This is a genomic window from Halothiobacillus sp., from assembly GCF_028710545.1.
Lineage (GTDB): Bacteria > Pseudomonadota > Gammaproteobacteria > Halothiobacillales > Halothiobacillaceae > Halothiobacillus.
Genome location: NZ_JAQTTX010000016.1, coordinates 31,923 through 55,614 on the forward strand (window position 1 = coordinate 31,923; position 23,692 = coordinate 55,614).

20 protein-coding genes are annotated in these 23,692 nt (G+C 53.8%); 6 read left to right on the plus strand and 14 right to left on the minus strand.

The features are described 5' to 3' along the window. Positions 1–12: 12 nt before the first annotated feature. From PHD44_RS04805 to PHD44_RS04820, 4 genes are all read right to left on the minus strand, one after another. On the minus strand, positions 13–1,884 hold the full coding sequence (locus PHD44_RS04805; RefSeq protein WP_300188628.1) for a methyl-accepting chemotaxis protein: 1,872 nt from the start codon (positions 1,882–1,884) through the stop codon (positions 13–15). Positions 1,885–2,382: 498 nt separating this feature from the next. After that, complete coding sequence (locus PHD44_RS04810; protein ID WP_300188630.1) at positions 2,383–3,351, minus strand: DUF697 domain-containing protein; 969 nt, start codon at positions 3,349–3,351, stop codon at positions 2,383–2,385. Positions 3,352–3,366: 15 nt separating this feature from the next. Then, a complete protein-coding gene (locus PHD44_RS04815; RefSeq protein ID WP_300188631.1) occupies positions 3,367–4,698 on the minus strand; it encodes a YcjX family protein in 1,332 nt (443 codons plus the stop codon). A 167-nt stretch (positions 4,699–4,865) separates the two neighbouring features. Continuing rightward, the gene (locus tag PHD44_RS04820; protein ID WP_300188634.1) at positions 4,866–6,101 is read right to left on the minus strand and encodes an EAL domain-containing protein; all 1,236 of its coding nucleotides are present in this window, start codon (positions 6,099–6,101) and stop codon (positions 4,866–4,868) included. Positions 6,102–6,408: 307 nt separating this feature from the next. Here PHD44_RS04820 and PHD44_RS04825 point away from each other — a divergent pair, with 307 nt between their 5' ends. Together PHD44_RS04825 and PHD44_RS04830 are read left to right on the plus strand one after the other, a co-directional pair. Next, entirely contained in the window at positions 6,409–7,326 is a 918-nt protein-coding gene (locus PHD44_RS04825; RefSeq protein WP_300188637.1) for a cation diffusion facilitator family transporter, read from the plus strand. Further along, positions 7,323–7,544, plus strand: a complete 222-nt coding sequence (locus PHD44_RS04830) for a putative motility protein (RefSeq protein WP_300188640.1) — start codon at positions 7,323–7,325, stop codon at positions 7,542–7,544. The genes PHD44_RS04825 and PHD44_RS04830 overlap by 4 nt, the downstream gene beginning before the upstream one ends. A gap of 65 nt (positions 7,545–7,609) precedes the next feature. Here PHD44_RS04830 and PHD44_RS04835 read toward each other — a convergent pair whose 3' ends face one another. The 7 genes from PHD44_RS04835 to dusA form a co-directional block, all read right to left on the minus strand. After that, positions 7,610–9,397, minus strand: coding sequence for an ABC transporter ATP-binding protein/permease (locus PHD44_RS04835; RefSeq protein ID WP_300188642.1), 1,788 nt, complete (start codon positions 9,395–9,397; stop codon positions 7,610–7,612). 371 nt (positions 9,398–9,768) lie between these two features. After that, the gene (gene lnt / locus PHD44_RS04840; RefSeq protein WP_300188645.1) at positions 9,769–11,268 is read right to left on the minus strand and encodes an apolipoprotein N-acyltransferase; all 1,500 of its coding nucleotides are present in this window, start codon (positions 11,266–11,268) and stop codon (positions 9,769–9,771) included. 26 nt (positions 11,269–11,294) lie between these two features. Then, entirely contained in the window at positions 11,295–12,194 is a 900-nt protein-coding gene (locus PHD44_RS04845) for an HlyC/CorC family transporter (protein ID WP_300188648.1), read from the minus strand. Between the two features lie 66 nt (positions 12,195–12,260). Then, positions 12,261–12,746, minus strand: coding sequence for an rRNA maturation RNase YbeY (gene ybeY / locus PHD44_RS04850; protein ID WP_300188650.1), 486 nt, complete (start codon positions 12,744–12,746; stop codon positions 12,261–12,263). Beyond that, a complete protein-coding gene (locus PHD44_RS04855; protein ID WP_298219737.1) occupies positions 12,743–13,756 on the minus strand; it encodes a PhoH family protein in 1,014 nt (337 codons plus the stop codon). The genes ybeY and PHD44_RS04855 overlap by 4 nt, the downstream gene beginning before the upstream one ends. Before the next feature lie 182 nt (positions 13,757–13,938). Continuing rightward, the gene (gene miaB / locus PHD44_RS04860; RefSeq protein WP_300188672.1) at positions 13,939–15,318 is read right to left on the minus strand and encodes a tRNA (N6-isopentenyl adenosine(37)-C2)-methylthiotransferase MiaB; all 1,380 of its coding nucleotides are present in this window, start codon (positions 15,316–15,318) and stop codon (positions 13,939–13,941) included. A gap of 155 nt (positions 15,319–15,473) precedes the next feature. Further along, entirely contained in the window at positions 15,474–16,664 is a 1,191-nt protein-coding gene (dusA, locus tag PHD44_RS04865; protein ID WP_367182005.1) for a tRNA dihydrouridine(20/20a) synthase DusA, read from the minus strand. Between the two features lie 222 nt (positions 16,665–16,886). Here dusA and ovoA point away from each other — a divergent pair, with 222 nt between their 5' ends. Both ovoA and PHD44_RS04875 read left to right on the plus strand, forming a co-directional pair. Continuing rightward, positions 16,887–19,004: a 5-histidylcysteine sulfoxide synthase gene (gene ovoA, locus PHD44_RS04870; RefSeq protein WP_300188654.1), complete on the plus strand. Its 2,118-nt coding sequence runs from the start codon at positions 16,887–16,889 to the stop codon at positions 19,002–19,004. Then, positions 19,001–20,203: a pyridoxal phosphate-dependent aminotransferase gene (locus PHD44_RS04875; RefSeq protein ID WP_300188657.1), complete on the plus strand. Its 1,203-nt coding sequence runs from the start codon at positions 19,001–19,003 to the stop codon at positions 20,201–20,203. The genes ovoA and PHD44_RS04875 overlap by 4 nt, the downstream gene beginning before the upstream one ends. Positions 20,204–20,386: 183 nt before the next feature. Here the strand turns inward: PHD44_RS04875 and PHD44_RS04880 are convergent, their stop codons facing one another. Then, on the minus strand, positions 20,387–20,962 hold the full coding sequence (locus PHD44_RS04880; RefSeq protein ID WP_300188660.1) for a cob(I)yrinic acid a,c-diamide adenosyltransferase: 576 nt from the start codon (positions 20,960–20,962) through the stop codon (positions 20,387–20,389). 11 nt (positions 20,963–20,973) lie between these two features. Beyond that, positions 20,974–21,519, minus strand: coding sequence for a hypothetical protein (locus tag PHD44_RS04885; protein WP_298220798.1), 546 nt, complete (start codon positions 21,517–21,519; stop codon positions 20,974–20,976). 183 nt (positions 21,520–21,702) lie between these two features. On the opposite strand from PHD44_RS04885, the gene nth reads away from it, so the two are divergent. Together nth and PHD44_RS04895 are read left to right on the plus strand one after the other, a co-directional pair. After that, entirely contained in the window at positions 21,703–22,410 is a 708-nt protein-coding gene (gene nth, locus PHD44_RS04890) for an endonuclease III (RefSeq protein WP_300188662.1), read from the plus strand. Then, entirely contained in the window at positions 22,397–22,825 is a 429-nt protein-coding gene (locus PHD44_RS04895) for a DUF1841 family protein (protein ID WP_300188665.1), read from the plus strand. Before nth ends, PHD44_RS04895 begins: the two co-directional genes overlap by 14 nt. A gap of 179 nt (positions 22,826–23,004) precedes the next feature. On the opposite strand, the gene PHD44_RS04900 is transcribed toward PHD44_RS04895, so the two are convergent. Beyond that, positions 23,005–23,692 (minus strand): CBS domain-containing protein (locus tag PHD44_RS04900; protein ID WP_300188667.1); only part of this gene is annotated, 688 nt, incomplete at its 5' end.

Here is a 23,692-nt window from a genome sequence, read left to right on the forward strand (position 1 = left end):
ACATTTCATCGCTCAACTCACTTGGAATTGTCCAACCAGTCGATGCAACTTGTCTGCCGTGTGACGCACCTGATCCGCACTCACCTGCATGCCGACAATGGACTGATTCATATCCGCCGTAATCGCAGAAACATCACGGATGGTTTGCCCGTACTGGCGACTGCCCGACTCGATGCGCTCGATTCGCTCGAACAAACAGGCAACAACATCCTGCAATTCGCTGTTTTCCGACGATACGGACTCGGCCAACCGCAAGCTCTTATCAACGCCGCCAACGCCACCTTCCATGAACGAAACGGCATCCCGGGTTTCCTTCTGTATGCTCTGAATCATCGATCCAATGTCCTGAGTCGCATTTGCGGTTCGTAGGGCAAGATTTCTGACCTCTTCAGCGACGACCGTAAATCCGCGGCCATGCTCACCTGCACGGGCCGCTTCGATGGCCGCATTCAGGGCCAGCAGATTGGTCTGATCGGCAATATCTGAAATGACTTGCACGATATTCCCAATTTCTACCGTGCGGCTATCAAGCGACTGAACGGTGCGAGCGGAAGTCTCCACAACATCTCGAATCGTTTGCGTGCCTGTACGCACGGATTCGAACTGGGATCGCGCATCCTCAACGACCTTGGCCATTGTCTGTTTCATTCGTTCGGCCGTCTGCGAGGAAAGTTCGATTTCACCAAGCTGTTGCTCGATGAGATTCAACATCTGTTTGGCCGTTTCAGACACGGCTGCCGAAGTGCTCAAAACCATGCTGTTTCTTTCGAACATCTGCTGATTGGTCTGCTTGACCTCTCCGGCTGCGTTGATGACGTGCCCGACGATGCCATCCAGATTATCAATAAAACTGTTAATCCAGCGCCCCATGTCCCCGGTTTGGTCGTTCGCAAGATTTTGCGACTCCAATCTTTGCCGTAGATTCCCACCACCTTCTGCAATCGTACGGATAACTTCGGTCATTTCATCTATTTTCTTTGAAGTCCGTGAAGGGCCCATACGGTAGAAAACCAGTGCGCCCAGAAGGTACAGCGAGACCTTGAGTCCTGTCGTTATCGAGTGGGGTAAATCAGGCATGAATTGCGTAGCCGCCATTTCGATCAACGCGCCGGCCCCTGCAACCACTCCCATAATGAGCAGAAACAGGCTCATGAGTTTGAAGCTGATTGATCGGCGCCGGTACACTTCCGCCAGATCCGCTTCGCACATCATCCCCCAACGATCGGGAGAGCCTGGCAACTGGAACGTAACCCCCTTTCCGATCACGGGGATGTGGCGGTAATCGGAGTACCCCGGGTAAGTGACAAAGAGATTCTGCCCCTTCCTTATGGTTTCTCGAACACCGGGATGGAGCTGCCCCGTGGCCGGATCCGTAAAGCGAAGCTCAAGCTCGGTGTGCTTTTGGACCTTCACCGTCCCCCACTGGGTATGCACACCACTTTTAAGATTTTCACCGTGGGCAAATGTATCGTCTTCGAACCGTGATCGGGATAGTGCCGTACCGACGCTAACGGTCGGGTTGAAATTCGACTCCACCATGAACACATAGTTGTCACCCGATTCAGGATAGATATGCCCGGCCTCACGCTGGATCAAATCGCCGAGCACATCGTTGGGTATGCGACCACACAGACAACCGATGGTCTCACCGTTTTGTTTTACGGGCTGGTAGAACATCAATGTCACTTCATCGTGAAACCGCGAGGTTGATGCGCCGATGGAATTCGTTGCCTGATCCGCATATGGCCCGTGAAGGAACGGCAAACGCAGGCCCTTCTGGACCGCTCGATAATCCAGATCACGAACGCCAAGACGCGGGGTATAACTGGAAACGACGACCGCACCATCAGTATCAATGAAGAAAAGCTCGGAGAAATCCGGCATTGCCAATCTTTTTTCCTGCAAAATCTGCGGAGTAATTGTGTTCAGGGAATACGTTAGATCATCAGCCAAATGCGACAAATGAGCCCAATGGCTTTCGGCCCACGATTGGATTAGTTTGACCCGCGTGGCGGCAATTCCCTCAAAGGTACGCTCGATCACGGGATACATTTTTCGATTAAGAAAACAGGACCACTTCAGGCCGAATAAATTATTAGCACCAAACCAAGGCAACCAACGCCGCTCGGAGGACGACAAGGCCATGGATTCACTTTTTAGGGATGACATTTTTGCTCACTCACAAAGGTTTCAGCTCACCCTGTGTTATCAGCAAAAAACAGACCAAAATGGACGGTATCTATACATCCATCAAAATATCAATTAGATAAGTAGTTGCTAATCTACCAACGAAGATTTCTTGGAAAAACACATTCCATACAACCATTCAATTTGCACCATATTGGATCACAGGCCTGGGGCATCGTCCATTTTGGTGCGCAATTACGCCTTGCCTCGAACCGCATCAACAACCATCTTGGCAATGTTCCGATCAACCAAAGGTCGATCTTCAGGCACGACCCGACATAGCTTCATTGTCTGATGGCCGATACGAATCGAGTACAAGGCGACGCCCACCCCCTGCCCTGCCCGTACGCCGACTTGCAGCAGGACATTCGATAGCCAGCTCTGGCTGACCGAATCGAGCATTGTCTCGGTGACCGTGGTAAAGGCAATGTTTTTCAGAATCATCTGATACAAGCGCCAGCGTGCGGTGGCGGATAATTTCAGCCCGTAAATCGCCGCCACACGTTCAACCATGGCCGCATTTCTCCAGGCCACCAGGAGCAGATCGAGTGCGGGATAGGGACTGGCGGCGATAAATACCCCCGTTCGCGTCGATTCACGCTTTACTAGTTGCGCGGCCTCGGTATCCTGCGCCCCGTACCAGCGGCTGAGATGATCTGCAAGTTCCTTGGTGCTCCAACTCTCATCCACTTCGGCCAACCCTTCCCATAGGTCATCACGGCGCGGACTTCGCCGATAGAGGTGTTTGATTCTTTGCAGCCATTCATTCAAGCTGCCTTGAGTCGCGTAGGGATTGCTGATTGCCTGCTTGAAATAGGCTTGAATACGGGCAATTTCATCGATCTGCCGTCTGGCCCGGTGAGCCTGCCACGCCAGTATCAGGAACCCGAGGATGATTGCACTTCCAGCCGCCAGCAGAGCCGCACCCGCCCACGGGTTGAGTGACCAACCCCAAACCACGGCCTGACTCCAGACCACACTCATCCAGACGAGCAAAGCGGTCGCGATCAATCGGCTCAGCCAATGGCTACGGGCCGGGGGCAAAAGGGGCTCAGGTTCAATTTCGGGTATAGCATCCTTTCGAATGTCAGCCGCATCGATTGTGGGTACGTCATCACCCATGGCATGTATGATCGTGCGCAAATCGTTGTCTTGTTCATTCATCGTTTGATCAAACTCTTATTCAGCCAGAAGAAAGGCAAGTAACTGATCGATGCGACGTGCGGGAAAAGCCTGCACCCGATCGAGACCTTCCGGTGGTGAAAGTTGTGGCAAATCCTCAATTTTGAGATTGAGCGCATGCGGTAGATTGTCGGGCAGATGCGGCGGTGTGAAGCGGATACGCTCCCCCGTACGTTTATCCCGACCAATCAGGCTTTGCACGTGATCAGCAGGCTCATGCAGCTTGGCCGATTGAACGGCAGCGATGGCCATCACGTTGACATCAATATCTTCCGCCGCCAATCGCTGTACCGTTTCGTAGAGATAAGACTCCAACAGGGACTGCATCCGTTTCTGATCTTCGGGCAACAGGTGATCGATCTTGGTCGCACAAACCGCGACTCGCCGAATTCGGCGACGGAACAACCGGCCAAGCCAATGATCCTGCCCGTAGCGGAATGGCTGTAACACGCTGTCGAGCGCGGCACGCATGTCTTTGAGCGCTTCCTGCCCGGCAGTCATGGCGCCCAACAGATCGATGAGAATCACCTGCGCGTCAAGCTGCTTGAAATGCTGTTCGAAAAACGGTCGTGCTTCGTGATCCCGATACGCCTTGTAATGCTCCGCACACACGGCGCCCCAGGATTGGGCGGGGAATTTGTCTGGCACCGCGCCACCTGCCAGCTTAGTGGAAAACAGTGGCACGAAGGGTTTGTCACCGGGTTTGTAATCGGCACCCGCCAACAGAAACCGGCCCGGAAGGTTTCGGCTGAGTTGATGTGGCGGTAACCGGCAATCGGCAAGAAATTCTGCCCAGCGCTGTTGCAACTGCAAAAGATAGGTTCGATCCACGGGTGTCATTGGATCGATTGCAGACAACTCTTGAATAAGCACTCCGCCCAGTTCCAACCGCGGCGACTGGCTGCACCATCCCCACAGGGCTTGGCAAAACTGGGGAAAATCCCAATTGAGCAGGGCAAGATCCATGAGCCACTCACCGGGGTAATCGAACAGTTCGATAATTCTTTTACGTGGTTTTGGGGAATACCATGAGCGCGCCATCGTGAGTTCGATCCGAGCAATCGACCAGTCGGTGGTCGAAGCCGGCCAGTATGGCGGGCGATGCGTGAGCGCTTGTAATCCCGCATCATAATCGAAGGCATGTGGCGCATCCCGCCGCCACAAACCGTGCGCAACATCCGTTAAAACCGCTTGCTGGATGAGCGAACCCCTGCGGGCATTTTCAAGATGATTGATGATCGACGTGATCAGGGTGGATTTTCCCGCCTGAGAAAGGCCGGTAATGCCAATCCGGGTCGTTGTAGCGCTTGCAAATGGAAGTGGACTCAATTTCGATACCGCCTGTCGCTACCCGTATTTTCTCAAGTGGCCTCGAAAGCAGAATCGATAATCGTCCAAATCATCAACACAGGTTCAAGGCCGCCAATAGTCCCATTCTACGACACTCACTTGATATGGGCGGGAACCAGCTATTCGTGCCCTGAGAAAAAAGGGCTTTAATCGTCCAACCAATTGATATCACAGCAAACGACTTTAATGCCATTATCGGGTGCATGCCCACGACAGTACGACAACGTGCGGCATAAGTTCCCGCCTGCAACCGACAGATAAGGTCGACTGATCTGGACCATGCTGGGCTCGATCATGGCGCGGCGGAAATAAGGTCGTTTGGCCCAGCACGCCCCTTCGGCTTGTGCCAGGGGGCGAAAGCGATTCTTGATCGAAGCCGGTGCAAATGCACCATGAATGGTTTCTTCCACCTGATAACCTCTGGCATCGAGCACGAATACGCGCGCAACGATCGCCATCGACAATAAGGCACGGGAAGCATTCTGGAGGGATTCGCCCCGTTCCAGTGCAACCAGCATATCCTCAAAACGTTCGGTGACTGAAACGATCTGTTGATGAAGGTTGTAATCGGCTCGATCCATTTCAAGCGAACTATCCTTCAACCCCTGATCAAGGAAATCGCGATCAAACGCTTCCTTTTGATCCAGCAGAGCAGGCTTGGCCAGGCCAAATCCCTGCAGCAGATCCGCCCCCGAGTTCAGGGCAATGGCCAACTGTTTGGGTGTTTCGATCCCTTCCTGCAACACCATGCTGCCCGCTTCGTGGATCATGGCGACCAATGAGGGCAGCGTGCGCTGCGCGCGATATGAGTGCTCGGATTCGACGATCAAACTACGGTCCAGTTTGACGATATCCGCATTGATGCGCCACAAGCGGGTGAACTGCGAGCCACCTATTCCAAAATCATCAAGCGCGATCAGACACCCGAGTGAACGATAAAACTCGATGGAATCCATCAGTTGAGTTTCATCGGGCAGCTCCGATTCGACCACTTCAATCACAATGCGCCAGCCTTCTACATTAAGTGTTTGCAGAAGTTGTGCAAAAAAAGAACCGAACTGAAGTCCATGCATGGCTACAAGCGGATGCACATTCAGAAACAACCAGCGCGACTCCAGATTGGCGTGCATGAAGTTCTTCAAGTGCACTTCCCGGCACGCCCGATCTGCTCGAACCAGAAATTCGAGATCCGTGATGGATTGGAACAAATCGGCTGGCGAACGTGGAGAACCATCGGCATCAAAAACCCGTGCCAAACCCTCGTATCCGACAATACGCTGGTGCGCTACGCTGACGATCGGTTGAAATGCGGAACGCACAGTGAAATGCTCACATTGGGCGATAACTTGCCCATCTGTGATGGTTTGTAATCGGGGATACATAAAAGCCTCATTGAATTAATACTTGGCTAAATTAGCAAAAAACAGGCCATATCGGGGTTTTCAGAAAATCAAAACCTCAAACTTTCTGAAAGTATTCCACGCAGCGAATAACGATGAGGGTATTTGATCTCATTATTTATACGGGCACCTCGAAAAATTTTTGGAAGTACTCTGACGGTATTTTTCTGAAAAAATCGTAGGAAATAACCCCGGAACCCACAAACCAACAATAAGAATGATACAATTAAATCAACAGGTTGTGTTCTATTTATTTAGACCGATCTAATTTTTTTATTTAGGTAATGCCATGTCCCTTCGGGAAGAGAAGCTATTGAGACGAGTGACCCTCGCCTCTGTCGGTGTCGCGATCCTGTTGATCACGCTGAAACTGGTGGCGGTGATCAGTACCAACGCAATCAGTATGATGGCGTCCTTGATCGACTCGACAATGGATCTTTTCGCCTCTCTCGTTACCTTGACCGCAGTTCGAATCGCGCTGCAACCCCCGGATGAAGATCACCGTTTCGGTCACGGCAAAGCTGAACCATTGGCTGCATTGGCCCAAGCTACGTTCATTGCGGGTTCAGGCGCATTCTTGTTGCTTGAGGCCGTTCAGCGCCTGATTCGGCCCCAAACGGTAGAAACCGTCGACCTGGGTATCGCCGTGATGCTCCTGTCGATGGTGGCAACCGGGTTTCTGGTTCTGTTTCAGCGCCACGTCATTCGTGTCACCCAATCCACTGCCATCCAGGCCGATGCAGCGCATTACGGATCGGATTTTCTGGTCAATGCCGCCACAATCGCGGCTTTGTGGTTGGCGCAGCAAGGGGTGCACTGGATTGACCCGATTTTTGGTGCAGCAGTGGGTGGGTTTATCTTGTTCAGCGCCTGGATTGTCGGTCGCAAGGCGTTGGATCAATTAATGGATCGGGAAGTGCTGGACGGCAGTGAGGCGCGTATTCACGCCATTGCGGTCAGTCACCCGCGGGTGGAAGCGGCCGATCATATACGCACACGCATGGCCGGGCGCACCATGATCATCCAGCTTTATATCTACCTGCAAAATGATCTCGATCTCGCACACGCACACGTTATCGGCGACGAGGTTGCAGAAAAGATTCAAGAAATATTCCCCGGTGCCGATGTATTGATACACGAAGAACCTTCTACCGCCCACGATCTGAGTTCTCCCAAGAACGGAGCAACATATCAGGAGTCATTATGAGTAGCACTATTTCCAGCATTGCAGCATTGGTTCAAAACTATGCACAAGCATCAAACCAATCACAGGTGCAGCAAGTGGCCCAGTTTGCGATGCTGAAAAGGTCACAGGATATTCAGGCCCAGAGCATTCTGCCGCTGCTGGATGCCGTTGTTCAAAACAGTCCCAAACCAGTTCCATCAGCCGGCAGTGTCGGCAGCTTACTCGACGTACGCGCTTGAATCCCGAGTGGATTGTGGCTTGAGACGAACCGCCAAGCCCGGCAATAACTGCCTCATTCTCAGGATCAGATTTCCCGGGTCTCCACGAACTGGGCTCCTTCCAGCGTCCAGCGCCTGCTGTGCAGGTGACGCAAACTGGAGCGGTGACCGACGCTGACCACGGTCATTTGTGGATTCTGGGCAATCAATAATTCGTAAAGCGCGGCTTCACTGGATTCATCCAGCGCTGAGGTCGCTTCATCCAGGAACACGAGCCGAGGTTGCTGCAACAGCACTCGGGCGAAGGCAAGCCGCTGTTGCTCACCGAGTGACAAAATCATCGACCAGGGCTCGATTGAATCCAGGCTGGGCACAAGCGTACCCAATCCTACTGCCTTCAGCACCGCACCCAGCACTTCATCGCTCGTATCCTGGGCCGCTTGCGGGTACAACACGGCTTCCCGCAGACTGCCGAGTGGCAAATACGGCTTTTGTGGCAGGAACAACGTCTTGCTCCCTTCCGGTAATTCAATTCGCCCCTCACCGAACGGCCAGATGCCGGCCAAGGCGCGCAACAAGGTGCTCTTGCCCGATCCCGAACGGCCCATGATTAATAGTCGCTCCCCCGCGCCCAGCGTGAAATCGACATGGTTGAGCAAACGACGATCATCCGGCAGATTAATCGACAACTGATGAACACCGAGCACGACATCATCGCCCGAACTCGGGCTATGCTCGATTTTGACTTCGGTCTCGTGCAACAACTCGACCTTCTGCACCAGTTTCCTGAAACCATGCAAACGGTCGACCACCGCATGCCATTGGGCGAAATTGTCATAACTTTGCGCGATGTAGGCGAACGAGCTTTGCACATTGCCGAAGGCCGAGCTGATCTGCATCAAAAAACCCAGTGGAACCGCTTTACTGAAGTAGGCGGCCGCCGCGGCCAGAAAGGGCAAAATCACAGCCACCTGACTGAAATAACTGCTGAACCAGTTGAATCGCTTCTGTCGCAAAATCAGACGTTTATAGTTATCGAACACCCGGTCGAATCGGGTATGAAATTGTGCCTGCTCCTTGTTCTCACCACCGTAAAACGCCACGGCCTCACTGTTTTCTCGCAGCCGAACAAGGCTGAAACGAAAATCCGCCTGTAGGCGCTGCTGATTGAAATTAAGCCAGATCAGCGGGTTGCCAACTTTAGCCGCCACCCAGGTCCAGACGACTGCATAGATCAAGGCCACCCAGACAAGAAATCCGGGAACATGGTGCATGGCGCCGCCCCAAGGGATGACCACCTTCGAAGACAACACCCACAACAAACCGATAAAAGCTACGAGATTGGCGACCGAACTCAACAGACCGGTCAACAGACTGGTCGTTAACTGCGAGAATAGGTTCAGATCGTCGGCGATCCGCTGATCGGGGTTATCCTGCCCACGCTGGAAAATTTCCATGTGGTAGTACGTTTGCGCCGATAGATAGCGGGATAGATAATCTCCCGTCAACCACCGCCGCCAACGCAGGTCCAGCAACTGGGAAAGATAGGTTTGGTACACACTCAGGGCAATGGCACCGAAAGCCAGTAAGGCAAATTCCCCCAGCAGCTTCCAGAAACCGGCCTGATCGTAATTTTGCAGGGCATTGTAGAAGCGGTTGTACCAATCGGTGATCTGAAGATTGATGAACACCAGCAGCAATGTGGTTGCGATAATGGCCAGCAGAAATCCGCGTGCCTTCCAGCGATCTTCCGAATGGAGAAAGTATGGCTTGGCCAGTGCCCACACGGTAGCGAAAAAGGCCCGGTTGAAACGGCGTGATTGTTTGGCTAATGCCTGTACATCCGGTGAGCGGTCATTGGGATCGAGTTGCATCGTGTTCCTTTACATGATTCGTGCGGGCAGTGCCGCTTTTGAGCAAGGTTAGCCGCTCAGGTTCCCTAGGGAGCCTCTGCACGAATCGATGGCACCTCTGGCTGGCACCCAAAAAATGGCTTGGGTTCGCAATCAAGGCAGAGACTCGAAGCCGTGCCCAGCGCATAAGCCAGGGCATGGCGAGAGGCGGTAACGCCGAGTGCGGACAAACCCGCCAGCCCCGTCAGGGCGGGTCGCCAAGGGCCCCAACTGCGGCGTTACGCCACTTGCGAATGGCGACAGCCATTCCCTGCGTGCCGCGCCTTGCATTTGCACCCTTGGCGATCCCGCAGAGGCGCTATCGATTCGTACAGAGGCTCCCTATAGATCCCTCAACGTTTTCTTCCAAGCCACGCTAAGCCCATCAGCAGCGTACTAAAAACGATGATCGGCCAGGACTGTAACCTGAAAAACGGCGTATCGCCCGCATAGGGCTGAACGCTTCCGACCAGAATGCCCTGCTCGTCGACACCAATGCGCTTTGTGACCTGCCCTTGCACATTGATGAAAGCCGAAATCCCGGTGTTGGTTGCCCGAATCATGGGGCGACCGAATTCCAGTGCGCGCACCTGTGCCATTTGTAAGTTCTGATGCGGTGCAAGGCTATTGCCGAACCAGGAATCATTGGAGACATTCACCAGAAAACCAGCCTGCGGCAGCGAATGGCGGATGTCGCGCGCAAAATCGGCCTCGTAGCAGATCGAGGCGCCAACCTTGACCCCTTGCACTTCGGGTAGTGGCTGATCAACCGACCCCGGCGTCAGATCGGACATGGGGATATCGATCAGTCCTGCAAACAGATTGATAATTGGACGCAGGGGCATGTACTCACCGAAAGGCACAAGATGCACCTTGCTGTGTTGCCCGACCGTTTCTGGAATACCGACCAGACTGTTGAAGTAATGCCCGCTCTTGTCCTGGGTAAACGTGCCAACCAGAAAATCCTGATGCTGCTGCGCCGCACGAGCCTGCAAACGTTTCTTGAACCAGTCGAGATCATCCAGCACATCCGGTATGGCCGTTTCCGGCCAGATCACCAGATCGACATGGCCCATCTCTTCGGTCAAGGTCACGTAGGTTTGCAGGGTTTTGGTCAGAAAAGCGGGGTCGAACTTCTGCATCTGCGGCACATTGGCTTGCGCAAGGCCAACGGACAAAGGCTTTCCGCTTGGATGCGTCCATTGCACCTTCGCAAGAAAATGACCGACCCCAAGGAAAAGCACTAAAGAGATGATCAAAGCCGAAATCGGCTTAAAACACTTCCTTGAACTGTCGAACAGATGATCTGCCGACAGCGCCAACAGACCGGCCAGTACCAGGGCGATCATGCCGACGCCGTACTCACCGACAATAGGCAAGAACCCGCTCAGTGGGCCGGCCGTTTGGGCGATTCCGAGATCGAGCCACGGGAAACCGCTGAACACCCATCCGCGCAACCATTCGAGGAATATCCAGCTTCCGGCAAAAGCCAGTACGTGTCGGGGCAGCAGGTGTTCGGTTTCTCCGCTCGATAAGCGTACCAAAGCCATCGTCAATGCAGGGTAGATGGAAATCGCGGCGACGAACAAACCGGTGATTAAAGCGGCCAGTGGGGCCACCGCACCGCCGAACAGCGTAAAGCTTTCGTATAGCCAACTCACGCCGACGCCAAATTGTCCCAAACCGTAGGCAAATCCCAAGCCAATGGCACCGCGCAAGGACAACCCCGGCAGAAGCAAAAGCAATAAAGCAGGGCTAAGAATACTGAGCGGCCAGAAGCCGACGGGAGCGAACGCCAGCGGCAACAACGCGCCTGCGATCAGGGCCGTCAGTAATCGAAGACGTAGACTCATTCGGTCGCGCAGTGCCGCGATCGAAATCATTCGCTGTGATCCGGTGTGGATTCATTTTCGATCTGATTTTGAGTCATCACGGTGACCAGCAGCAGATGCAGCCGTCGCTTGTCTGCTCCGAGAATCTTGAACTCATATCCGCCGATAAAAACCACTTCTCCGCGACGCGGCAGATGTCCCAGTTCATGCGTAATGAAGCCGCCGATGGTGTCGTATTCATCGTCTGGGAAGTCGGTACCGAAGAAGGCATTGAACTCATCGATGGGGGTCAACGCACGGACTGTAAATCGGTTGGCAGACTGTTCCCGGATATGCACTGGCTCGGCCGTGTCGTACTCATCGTCGATGTCGCCCACGATTTCTTCAAGCACATCTTCAATGGTAACCAGACCCGCCACGCCGCCGAATTCATCCAGCACGATGGCCATATGGGTGCGCGTCAAACGAAACTCTGCGAGGAGCACATCGAGTCGTTTGCTTTCAGGAACATACAAGGCGGAACGAATGTGGTCTTTGAGGGTGAAACCGGCAATGTCCTCGGCAGAAGGCATGCCCGCATAAAAATGCAGCAGCTCCTTTACCAGTAGAATGCCCGTGATTTCATCCCGGTTTTCAAGAATGACGGGATAGCGCGAGTGCCCGGTTTCTGCAATTTCGGCAAGAATTTGCGGCAAAGTGGAGCCCACGTTGATGACATCCATCTGCCCCCGGGGGATCATGACATCACGCACACGCGAGTCATGGAATTCGAGTACTGAATCAATCAGACTTGCTGTGGAGTGCGGGATAATTTCCTTTTCTGCGGCAGCCTTGGCCACGGTCAGAATATCCGAGCAACTCTTGATCTGATTGATGCACCACTGTTGGCGCAGCCGAGCAAACCAGCTAGGTTCATCGCTGCGCGAAGGACTCGAGTCTTCGTCCATGGTCTTGTTTGTACCTCTGAAAATATAAGCTGAGAGTTAACGTTTAAGCCTAATCAAACGGCCAGACTAATCCGCGCCATACGGGTTTTCAAATCCGAGTTGTTGCATGGCATTAATCTCGATCTGTTCCATCCGCTCGGCTTCGGCATCCGTTTCGTGATCGTAGCCCAACAGGTGCAATACGCCATGCACGACAAGATGTGCCGTATGAATGGCAGGCAGTTTATGTTGAGTTACCGCCTCACTGAGCACGACCGGCATGCAAACCACGAGATCACCAAGATAGTTGGGTTCGTCTAAATCCGCCATATCTTCGGGAAGCTCTGGCTTTTCATAGGGGAATGAAAGCACATTTGTCGCATATTTTTTATGACGATAGTGTTGATTCAGCGACAAGCCTTCTTCTTCATCGACCAGACGGATCGTCAGCGCAACGGGCGCCTGATGACTGGCCGCATCCAGTGCCGCTTCTACCCAAAGTTGCATACGTGCGGCCGTCGGGCAACGAAGCGCACTCGCCTTCTGACGAATCACCGTGACCCGATTGCTCATTTGGCCTGTTCCCGCGCCTCGTAGGCATTGACGATGCGCATTACCAACGGGTGGCGCACCACATCCCGGGCCTGGAAAAACGTAAAAGCAACCGGATCCACTTCACTCAACACGTCGATGGCATCCCGCAAGCCGGAGGTAATACCGCGGGGCAAATCGATTTGCGTGACATCACCCGTTACAACCGCCTTGCTGCCGAAGCCGATCCGGGTCAGGAACATTTTCATCTGCTCAATGGTGGTGTTCTGTGCCTCGTCGAGAATGACAAACGATTCGTTCAAGGTACGCCCGCGCATGAACGCCAGGGGGGCCACTTCGATGACCTGCCGCTCGATCAGTTTGGAAACCTTGTCGAACCCCAGCATTTCATAGAGCGCGTCGTACATCGGTCGCAAGTACGGATCGATTTTCTGCGCCAGATCGCCCGGCAGAAAGCCCAGCTTCTCCCCTGCCTCAACCGCGGGACGAACCAGCACGATCCGTTGCACCGCACCACGTTCAAGCGCATCAACGGCGCTGGCTACCGCGAGATAAGTCTTGCCTGTACCCGCCGGGCCGATACCGAAATTGAGATCGAAATGGGCAATGGATTGCAGATAACGAATCTGCCGTGCGCCCCGGCCACGGACGATACCGCGTTGCGTTCGAATCTGAATTTCATCCGCGGCTGCGGGCGCATCGTCCTGCAAGCCGGCAGCCTGCAGGAACAGATTGACCCGTTCAAGATCGATGATTTCCGAAGCCGAGAGTTCATATAAATCACGAATCGCTTTCTCAACCTGCTGAGTGGTCTTTATTTCGCCAATCACGGAGAAATCCGCCCCGCGATGATTGATTTCCACGCCCATGCGGCGTTCGATCACGCGCAGGTGCGCATCAAAGGAACCGGCAAGATTGACCAATCGTTCATTGTCCAAGCCACTTTCCGGATTGATGGACAAGGTGAAGTCGAGCCGGGCCGTACGTTGGTCGATCGGCAACATACTAGAATCGGGTTTTGAATCAGTCATTTGGGTACCTCGAAAAACCTACTGCGCTGTCCGATTGCTGCGTCGCGTGCTCGTTCGCGCCTCGCCTATCTACTTGATATGTCTCGTTGTTCACTGAATGCGCAGCTGGCGCAAGCCCGCGGCTCCTTGCACTCGAACATGCTCGTGACGGTTTTTCGAGGTGCCCATTTGTGAATCGGCCATCAGGCAGCCACCAGATTGCGTGCTTTGGCGCGCGCCAAATCCATCGAGTTGATACCAACGAAATCCGCGCGCAGCGAATTGGGCTTCACTTCAGTGATCCGCACGTCCACGAACAGTCCGGCCAATTCCGGACGGGCCTTGAAAATAACGCTGCGGTTGTTCTCTGTCTTGCCGACCAGTTCGTCCGGATCCTTTTTGGATGGCCCGGTCACCAGAATGGTCTGAACCGTATCGAGCATCGCTTGAGAAATGGCCTGCTCCTGCGCGGTGATTTGCGCCTGCAAACGATGCAGACGGGCTTTCTTGACTGCCTCGGGTTGGTCATCCGGCAGGCTGGCGGCCGGTGTTCCCGGGCGCGCACTGTAGATAAAGCTGAACGAGTGATCGAAATGCATATCGGTCACAAGCTTCATGGTCGCCTCGAAATCTTCTTCGGTTTCGCCAGGAAAACCGATGATGAAGTCCGACGACAATGAAATCCCCGGACGGGCGGCCATGAGCTTGCGCAATTTCGCCTTGTATTCGATGACGGTATGACCCCGCTTCATCAAGGCCAGAATCCGATCCGACCCGGCTTGTACCGGCAGGTGCAGAAACGCCGCCAATTTGGGCACATTGCGATAGGCTTCGATTAGTCGGTCGGTAAACTCGACCGGATGCGAGGTGGTAAAGCGAATCCGGCCGATGGAATCGATTCGTGCAATGTATTCGATCAGCAGGGCGAGATCGGCAATTTGCCCATCGTGCATCACGCCTCGATATGCGTTGACGTTCTGGCCCAGGAGATTGACTTCACGCACGCCCTGCTCCGCCAGTTCAGCCACTTCGGCAATCACGTCATCGAACGGGCGTGAAATCTCCTCGCCGCGTGTATAGGGGACAACGCAGAACGAACAGTATTTCGAGCAGCCTTCCATAATGGATACAAACGCAGTGGGGCCTTCCGCGCGCGGCGCGGGCAGATTGTCGAATTTCTCGATTTCAGGGAACGAAATGTCAACAACAGGCTTTCGATTGGCCTCAACTTCCGCGACCATTTCAGGCAGGCGGTGCAGGGTTTGTGGGCCGAATACGATGTCGACATACGGTGCGCGCGTGCGAATGGCAGCACCTTCCTGACTGGCAACGCAACCGCCGACGCCAATGATTAATTTTGGATTTTTTTCTTTTAAGGGGCGCCATTGCCCCAATTGGGAGAACACTTTCTCCTGTGCCTTTTCGCGGATCGAACAGGTATTGAGCAACAAGACATCCGCCTCGGCTGGATCATCGGTGGCGATAAAGCCGGAATTGGCGCCCAGCACGTCCGCCATCTTCGATGAATCGTACTCGTTCATCTGGCAGCCCCACGTCTTGATGTGCAGTTTGCGGCCGGACATGGACGGGGTTGAAACGGGTACGTTGGGCGCCTCGTTTTGGGCTAAAACGTCGTAACTGGTTATGCTCACGCAGAACTCCAATACCTTGAAAAGGGTGCGAAAGATAGCAGAAAACCGGATTGATTTCCTGATAATCTCAAGTGGTTAGCGGTATTTCAACCGGCTTTTTGGTCTGCGGGGATATAGGGACTGGAGCGTCGCCATTCAAGCTCTGCGCTGTCAGCGGCATCCAGATCGGGAATCAAAGCCAGCGCTTCATCCAAAACGTGGATATCGGTTTTGCGCTTCGGGCCTTGCTCGGACACATGCCGACGAAATGCGCGAGCGCCCGGCAAGCCATTGAACAAGGTCAGCAACGGCTTGAGTAACGGCGGCATTGGTACACCCGATTCAAGCGCCTCGACCATATATGCCCTGTAAGCCTGCACCACCACTGAACGAGCGGGAACGATGGCTTCGGCATCGAATAAAGTTTGATCGACAAACCGCAGCCAGTCGATGTGTTCATAGGCGGCACGTCCGACCATGATGCCACCGGGCACCTGCGCCAGCTCTGTCTGCATTTCAGGAAGCGTTTCGAGTTTGCCGTTCAAAACGAAGGTCAACTCGGGATACTCATCCTGTATGCGATAGACAAAATCCCGACGCAGCGGCGGGATTTCCCGGTTTTCTTTGGGAGAAAGCCCATCGAGCCAGGCTTTACGGGCATGAATGATGAATACCTCACAACCACCCTGCCCAGCCACAATGTCGATAAACCTTGAGAACGCCTCAAAACTGTCGCTTCGGTCAATACCGACCCGTGTTTTCACGGTCACAGGCACATCGACAGCCTCCCGCATGGACCGCACACCCTCGGCGACTATCTCAGGAGTCGCCATCAAACAGGCGCCGAACGAACCGTTCTGCACCCGATCGCTGGGGCAGCCCACATTCAGGTTGATTTCGTCATAACCGAATTCGACACCCAAAATGGCAGAATCTGCCAGATCAACCGGGTTACTGCCACCAATCTGCAAAGCGACCGGGTGCTCAGACTCGTTGAATTGCAGATGACGGGATACATCACCATGCAACAAAGCGCCCGTTGTCACCATCTCGGTATAAAGCCGAGCGTGACGCGTCATCAACCGTGCAAGATACCGGTAGTGACGATCGGTCCAATCGAGCATCGGGGCGATGCAGCATCGCCAAGGGCTTTTTTCATGAACATTAGGTGAGCGTTGAAGTTGTATGGGGTCTTTCTGCATGGTTGTCGTCTTGCGACGTGTGGGTATTCGGTGATTTGGTGGAAGCTTGGGCAAGTCAACTGTTCGGGCTGAACAACATACTAACGGAAGGGGCATTCTACAGAAATTTTTCAAATTCGCCGTAATCGACACCAACCCTGTGCTTCCACTTTTAAAATATAAGCATCTGTAATTTAATGATATTTAACAAATGAAACTGAAGTTCATTGTTTTTAACATCCAATATATTGCAGGGGTTGCGGTGGTTTTGGCGCTTCGGGCCGACTAAACTCCAGGCTCTTATAAATTTAGGGTTTTCTGGCCCCGCGGAGCTTTTGCATGTCTTTTGTCTGCCCTCCCCGACTGGATGGAACGAATGTCGAAGCCAAGCGCGAAGAAATTCGCGCCTATTTGCATGCGACAATGGATACCTTCGAACGGTTGTTCTCTCTGTTCGTTGACGACAGTGTGTTCTATCAACGTCCGGAACGTCTGCGTCACCCGCACATTTTCTATTTCGGCCATACGGCGGTCTTTTTCGTCAATAAACTGATTCTTGCAAAATTGCTACCTGAACGGATCAATCCCCGGCTGGAATCGGTGTTTGCTGTTGGTGTGGACGAGATGAGCTGGGATGACCTGAACGACGCGCATTACGACTGGCCAACCGTCGAGGAAACCAGAGCCTACCGCCAGCAGGTCAGGGCCGCCGTCGATCAGCTCATCCGAACACTGCCGCTCAGCCTGCCTATCGACTGGAATTCCCCTTTCTGGCCGATCCTGATGGGGATCGAGCATGAACGTATTCATCTGGAAACCTCCTCTGTTCTGATTCATCAGACACCCATCGAGTCGGTGCGGCCTCAACCGGCCCACTGGCCGGTCTGCGAGGACGTGGGGCCGAATCATCCAAACGAGCTGATTCCCGTGCCTGCCGGAAAGGTCACCTTGGGGAAACACGATCAGTTCTACGGCTGGGATAATGAATACGGTCGCCACGAGGCGCAAATTCCCGCCTTCTCTGCCAGCCGTTTTTTGGTCAGCAACGGTGAGTTTCTTGAATTTGTTCGGGATGGCGGTTATCACCACGATTCTTATTGGGGTGAAGAAGGTTTGGCATGGCGGCAATTTCGCCAAGCCGAACATCCCGTATTCTGGATTGCAGATACATCTCAACCAGATGGATTCCGCTACCGCACACTCGCAACAGAAATCCCACTGCCCCTGAACTGGCCGGTTGATGTCAATCAGCTCGAAGCCGAAGCCTTCTGCAACTGGTTATCAGCTAAAACCGGAAAAACAATTCGCCTCCCGTTCGAAGACGAATGGTACCGGCTTCTGGATGAAACAGATATCCCCGATCAAGGAGATTGGGACGGCATTCCTCCGGGCAATATTGCGCTGGGTTATGAGGCCAGCGCCTGCCCGGTGAACCGCTTCCGGCAGGGGGACTTTTACGATGTGGTCGGTAATGTCTGGCAGTGGACAAACACACCGATTTATCCCTTCGAAGGCTTCGAGGTTCATCCGCTTTATGACGATTTCACCACGCCAACTTTCGATGGCAAACACAATCTGATCAAAGGTGGTTCATTCATCAGCACAGGCAACGAGGCGCTCCAGTCGGCCCGTTATGCCTTTCGGCGGCACTTCTTTCAACACGCCGGTTTTCGCTATGTGCACAGCGATTATGTCGACCGCATTAACGCCAGCGTGTACGAAACCGATGCATTGGTGAGCCAATACGCCGAATTCGGCTGGGGGTCGCGTTATTTTGAAGTACCCAATTTCCCTGCCGAATGTGCGCGGCTTTGCCTTGAGGCGATGGCAGACAAACCCACACGCCGTGCGCTCGACATCGGCTGTGCTACCGGTCGCAGTAGCTTTGAGCTGGCGCGAGTCTTTGATGAAGTCACGGGTCTGGATTTCTCAGCCCGCTTCGTGCGCGTTGCCGAACAGATGAAAACCGAAGGCCGGATTCGTTACACCTTACCCACGGAAGGTGAGTTGGTTGAATTCCGCGAAGCCACCCTGCCCGCCCATTTGGCCTCAACACCCGAAAAAGTCAGCTTCTGGCAAGCCGATGCCTGCAACCTTAAACCACAATTTACCGGCTACGATCTGATTTTTGCCGGTAATTTGATCGATCGACTCTACGATCCGGGCAAATTCCTGCGCGATGCCGCAGAACGCCTAAATCCCGGCGGTCTGCTGATCCTGACCTCACCCTACACATGGCTGGAAGAACACACACCCAAGGCGCAGTGGTTGGGTGGTATTCGTCAGGACGGCGAATCGATTACCAGTTTCGAGGGTCTTTCCCAGCGACTGCAGTCTGGATTCAGGCTGATTTCCCGGCAGGATGTGCCCTTCGTCATCCGTGAAACGGCGCGTAAATTCCAGCACAGCATCGCGGAGATGACGATCTGGGAAAAAAAGAATGACCCAAAAGAATGATCACGGAGCCGAAACCTGATTTCACGCAGGGCGTTGACCGAGCCGGTACTGATTGCGTCAAATATGATGCACGTGCGGCCAGGTTCGGTCGGGCTGATGTCATTCCGCTTTGGGTTGCGGATATGGATTTCGCGGCACCGGCAGCCGTACAAGATGCGCTTGAAGCCCGTGCAGCGCATCCCGTCTATGGTTATGCAATCTACCCGCCCGAATTTTATTCTGCCATTGGGGGCTGGTTAGCGACCCGTCATGGATGGGATGTCGATACCAAATCCATCCTGCCTTTGCCGGGTGTTGTACCTACCTTGAGTTTATTGGTGCATTTGTTCAGTCAACCGGGCGATGGTGTGCTCGTACAAACACCGGTGTACCCGCCCATTCATCAAATGCCCGTCAGCCATCATCGGCGCCTGCTGGAAAATACACTGCGCTGGACACCCGAAGGGTACGAAATCGACTGGGACGATTTCACAGCAAAAGCGCGACAGGCGCGACTATTCATTCTCTGCTCGCCGCACAACCCTGTTGGACGTGTCTGGCGACGCGAAGAATTGGCACGAATGGCCCAAATTTGTATCGATGCGGATGTCTTGATTCTTGTCGATGAGATTCACGCCGATCTTGTGTACGAACCCAATCGGCATATCCCGATTGCCTCGCTCTCGCCCGAAATAGCCGCCAACTGCATCACACTGAATGCACCCTCCAAAACCTTCAATATCGCAGGTCTAAACACCGCTTTTGCCGTGATTGAAAACCAGGAGCTTCGCCTACAGGTACAAGAAAACGTCATCAATGCGGGTTTGGGTTCCGGCAATGTTTTTGGCATTACCGCATTGATTGCGGCCTACCAATTCGGCTCGGACTGGTTGAACGGATTAATGCGTCAACTCGAAGCAAATCGTGATCGGGTATGCCGTTTTTTTGCAGCGGAAGATCTGGGGATCAACGTCACATCGCCCGAAGCGACGTTTCTGCTATGGCTGGACTGCCGTGAACTGATGCAAAGACGCAAGCTATATGATGACGCGGCTCTTTCAGATTTTATTGTCGAACAGGCCGGGTTGGGGCTCAATCCGGGCATCAGCTTCGGTCAAGCGGGCAGCGGTTTTATGCGGCTTAATATCGGCTGCCCGCCGGACACCCTGACGCGTTCACTCGACCAATTACGAACGGCGATTTTGTCTGGAAGAACGTAAGTAAGGTCGGCACAAATGCCATAGCCGCTTTAAATCCCCCTCGTTCCCCCTTTTACAAAGGGGGATGCGCACCCATTCAAAAGAAAGTGCTGACTCCCCCCTTTGAAAAAGGGGGGTTAGGCGGATTAGCAGAATTGCACCCAATGCTCGAAAAAAACAATGCTTGAATTTCAGAGCTGCCATTTAGCGAGATGCTTTGCGCCAGTAGACCACGCTGCCGTCTGCCTCACCCAGTATCCGGGCAAGAATAAACAGCGCATCAGAAAGCCGATTGAGATACACCGCAACGGGCTCGGTGGAGGCATCTTCTGCCACCAACGCCCATAGATTCCGCTCGGCACGCCGGGCCGTTACACGGGCAATGTGCGATTGGGCAAGTGTGACTGATCCACCCGGCAGAATGAATTCCTTGAGGGGCGGCAAACCCGCATTGCTTTGCTCCACCCATTGTTCGAGCGCATCCAAATCCGGCAGCATGGAGCTATCGGCCAGACTCGCCATGGCGATAAAGCCGCCCAAGTCGAACAGCGCGTGTTGTTGTACTTCCAGAAACGAATCGAGGTGGTTGTTATCCAGGGGCTTCATGTAACTGCGAAGCAAGCCGATATGTGCATTGAGTTCATCCAGCTCACCCAAAGCCACGACACGCGGGTGTGTTTTTGGAAGGCGCGCGCCATCCGCCATGCCGGTCATCCCGCCATCTCCGGTTCGCGTCACAATACGGGAAAGGCGGTTTTTGGAATCTGTAGAATCGCTCATCAATGACCCGTTCACGCTGATGGTGGCGACATGGGCATGGAGCCGTTCGTCGGCACATCCGTCGGGTGATTGATTTCATGACCGATCAGCGCCTGAATGGCGTAAACCCACATGGCGCCAAGACCGTAAATCAGGCCTGCGACAACACCCATATCAACAATGCCACGCCATGGCTGGGGTAGCCAATGGACAGCGACAATCAACACAACAATGCCCGTCGTCACCGAAATGGCGACAATACGGCGCTTGCGTGTGGCGTGGATGTATCCCATGCAATACAACGGCGCCAGCAGGACGTGCCACCAGACCGGGTTTTGAGCCAGATGAGCCGCACGAGCGACAACCCGGGGCGAAAAACCTTTCTGGAACCCTTTGAAGCCCTCGCCATAGAGCATGAACACCATCCAGAAGACGAAGAAAGCCATTTCGTACCAGCGCCATGGTTCGTGTGTGGCCTCAAGTGCGAAGGGATAGACCCGGTACACCGCCCAACCCAGCAGTGCGGTTAGCCCCAAAACCCCCCACGCCGCGCCGACGCGTCCCCAAAATTTCTGCATAATAATCGCCTCTCAATCATCATCCGCGGCTCGGCGCCACGAATGCAATATTTACGGGTAAGATGATTCCCGGACTTCTACAATCAAACGGAAACAAGCAGCCAGACTGATCAGAATAATCCATCGTGGATGGATTCAGATCTTTCATTAAAGAAGATAGCGCGAGAAACCATTAGTTCCACAATGAATAAAAATACCCGCCGCATTTTTTTTGAGCGATTGGCCGCACAACGCCCGAACCCGACGACTGAACTGTTATTCGACACCGGGTTCGAGCTACTGATCGCCGTTATGCTCTCCGCGCAATCGACGGATGTGGCGGTGAATAAAGTCACTCGCCGATTATATCCGGTTGCCAACACGCCAGAAGCCCTATTGGCGCTGGGTGAGGAACAACTGGAATCTTATCTGAAAACATTGGGTTTATATCGTGCCAAAACCCGCAATGTTCTGGCCACCTGCCAGATCCTGCTGGAGCAATACGCCAGCGCGGTACCACGCGATCGCGCAGCACTGGAATCACTGCCCGGTGTCGGCCGCAAGACGGCGAATGTCGTCCTCAATACCCTGTTTCGTGAACCGGTCATGGCGGTGGACACGCATATCTTCCGTGTGGCCAATCGCACCGGGCTTGCGCCGGGAAAAACCGTGCTCGCGGTAGAAAAGGCCTTAATGAAACATGTGCCGAAAGAATACCTGATCGACGCCCATCACTGGCTGATTCTGCATGGTCGTTATACCTGCAAGGCACGCAAGCCCGATTGCGGCGCCTGCATAGTCTGTGACCTGTGTGATTACCGTCATAAATCGGAAGCCTGCAACCCGGAGTTCACCGGCAAATACAACCCATCCGATTCACTTTTCACGGAAACGGCCCATGTACAGCAATGACCGCCGCCAGATGCGCCAACCTTTTCTGGATGCCTGGAAAAAGCAGCGCGAAGGCCTGCCGATGACAGCGCTAGAACTCAAGATCAGTGAAGTGATTGGCCAACATCCCGAATACCATGAACTGATGAGCGACCCGGAACGCGCGCTGGAAAAAGACTGGTTACCCGAGAATGGAGAAACCAACCCCTTCCTTCATCTCGGATTTCATCTGTCGATACGGGAGATGGTTGAAATAGACCAACCGCCCGGTTTCCGGCAAAAGTACCAAGATCTTTGCCGCAAAACTGGCGACCTGCTGAGGGCTGAGCATCTGATTATGGAATGCTTGAGTGAAGCGCTCTGGCGTGCACAACGCGATGGAACCGAACCCGATGGCACGGCGCTGTTGCGCTGCATGGCGGATATTGTGAGCTGATTGAGCCACTAGCAGCCTGTCGGACTTTAGGGGGAATCGGCTGCAAATCCATCTGGACGGCTCATATTTCACCGCTTTTTTGGGCAATAGAACCCGCTATTACCCTGCAAAAGCGGCAAAATCTGCCCTCGCCCAGCTAGATTTTCGCTACGATTCCTAAAGTCCGACAGGCTGCTAGGCTACAGCCACAGTTCCAATGGCGCGTAGTTGACGAGGGCGCGGAGAATATCGCCGCGCGTCACCACACCGACAACTTCGCCTACTTCATTGACAATCGGCAAGCCGCGAATATCCCGCGCCAGCAGCACACGGGCCAGTTCGCGGATATTGGTGTTCGTCGTTGCTGTCAATACATTGGGCGTCGCGATGGTGGACACAGGTCTTGGTGCAAGATCGGTGTAGCGTACGCGTTGCCGGGTCAAATCGCCTTTGGTCACGATGCCGACGAGCCTTTTTTGTGCATCGATCAGCGGCACCAAACCGATTTTCCGTCGGGTAATGAGCGCACGGAATTCAGAGATGGGTGCATCAGGCATCAGGCTCAGAACGGGCGATGTCATGATCTGCTCGGCAAATTGCACCGGCCCCAATTCTTTCTGAACGTGCCGCACAGACTCGTAGGCACCGATGGCCGAAGTTCGTGGCGCAGCGCCATCAGCCATTTCACCCTGCAATTCTTCTCGCCAGGCATCATGACCTGAGTGATCTTCGTCTGTATCCTGGACTCGCCGCGTGCTGTTCGTTGGAACAACGGCCTGAGGCTGGCTGGGCATGGCAGAAGGCGACAATGCCTGATTCAGCGTCAGGTGATCACTTATACCCGGTCCAAAAACGATGAAACTCATATCCAGCCCACTCTTTCCAAAA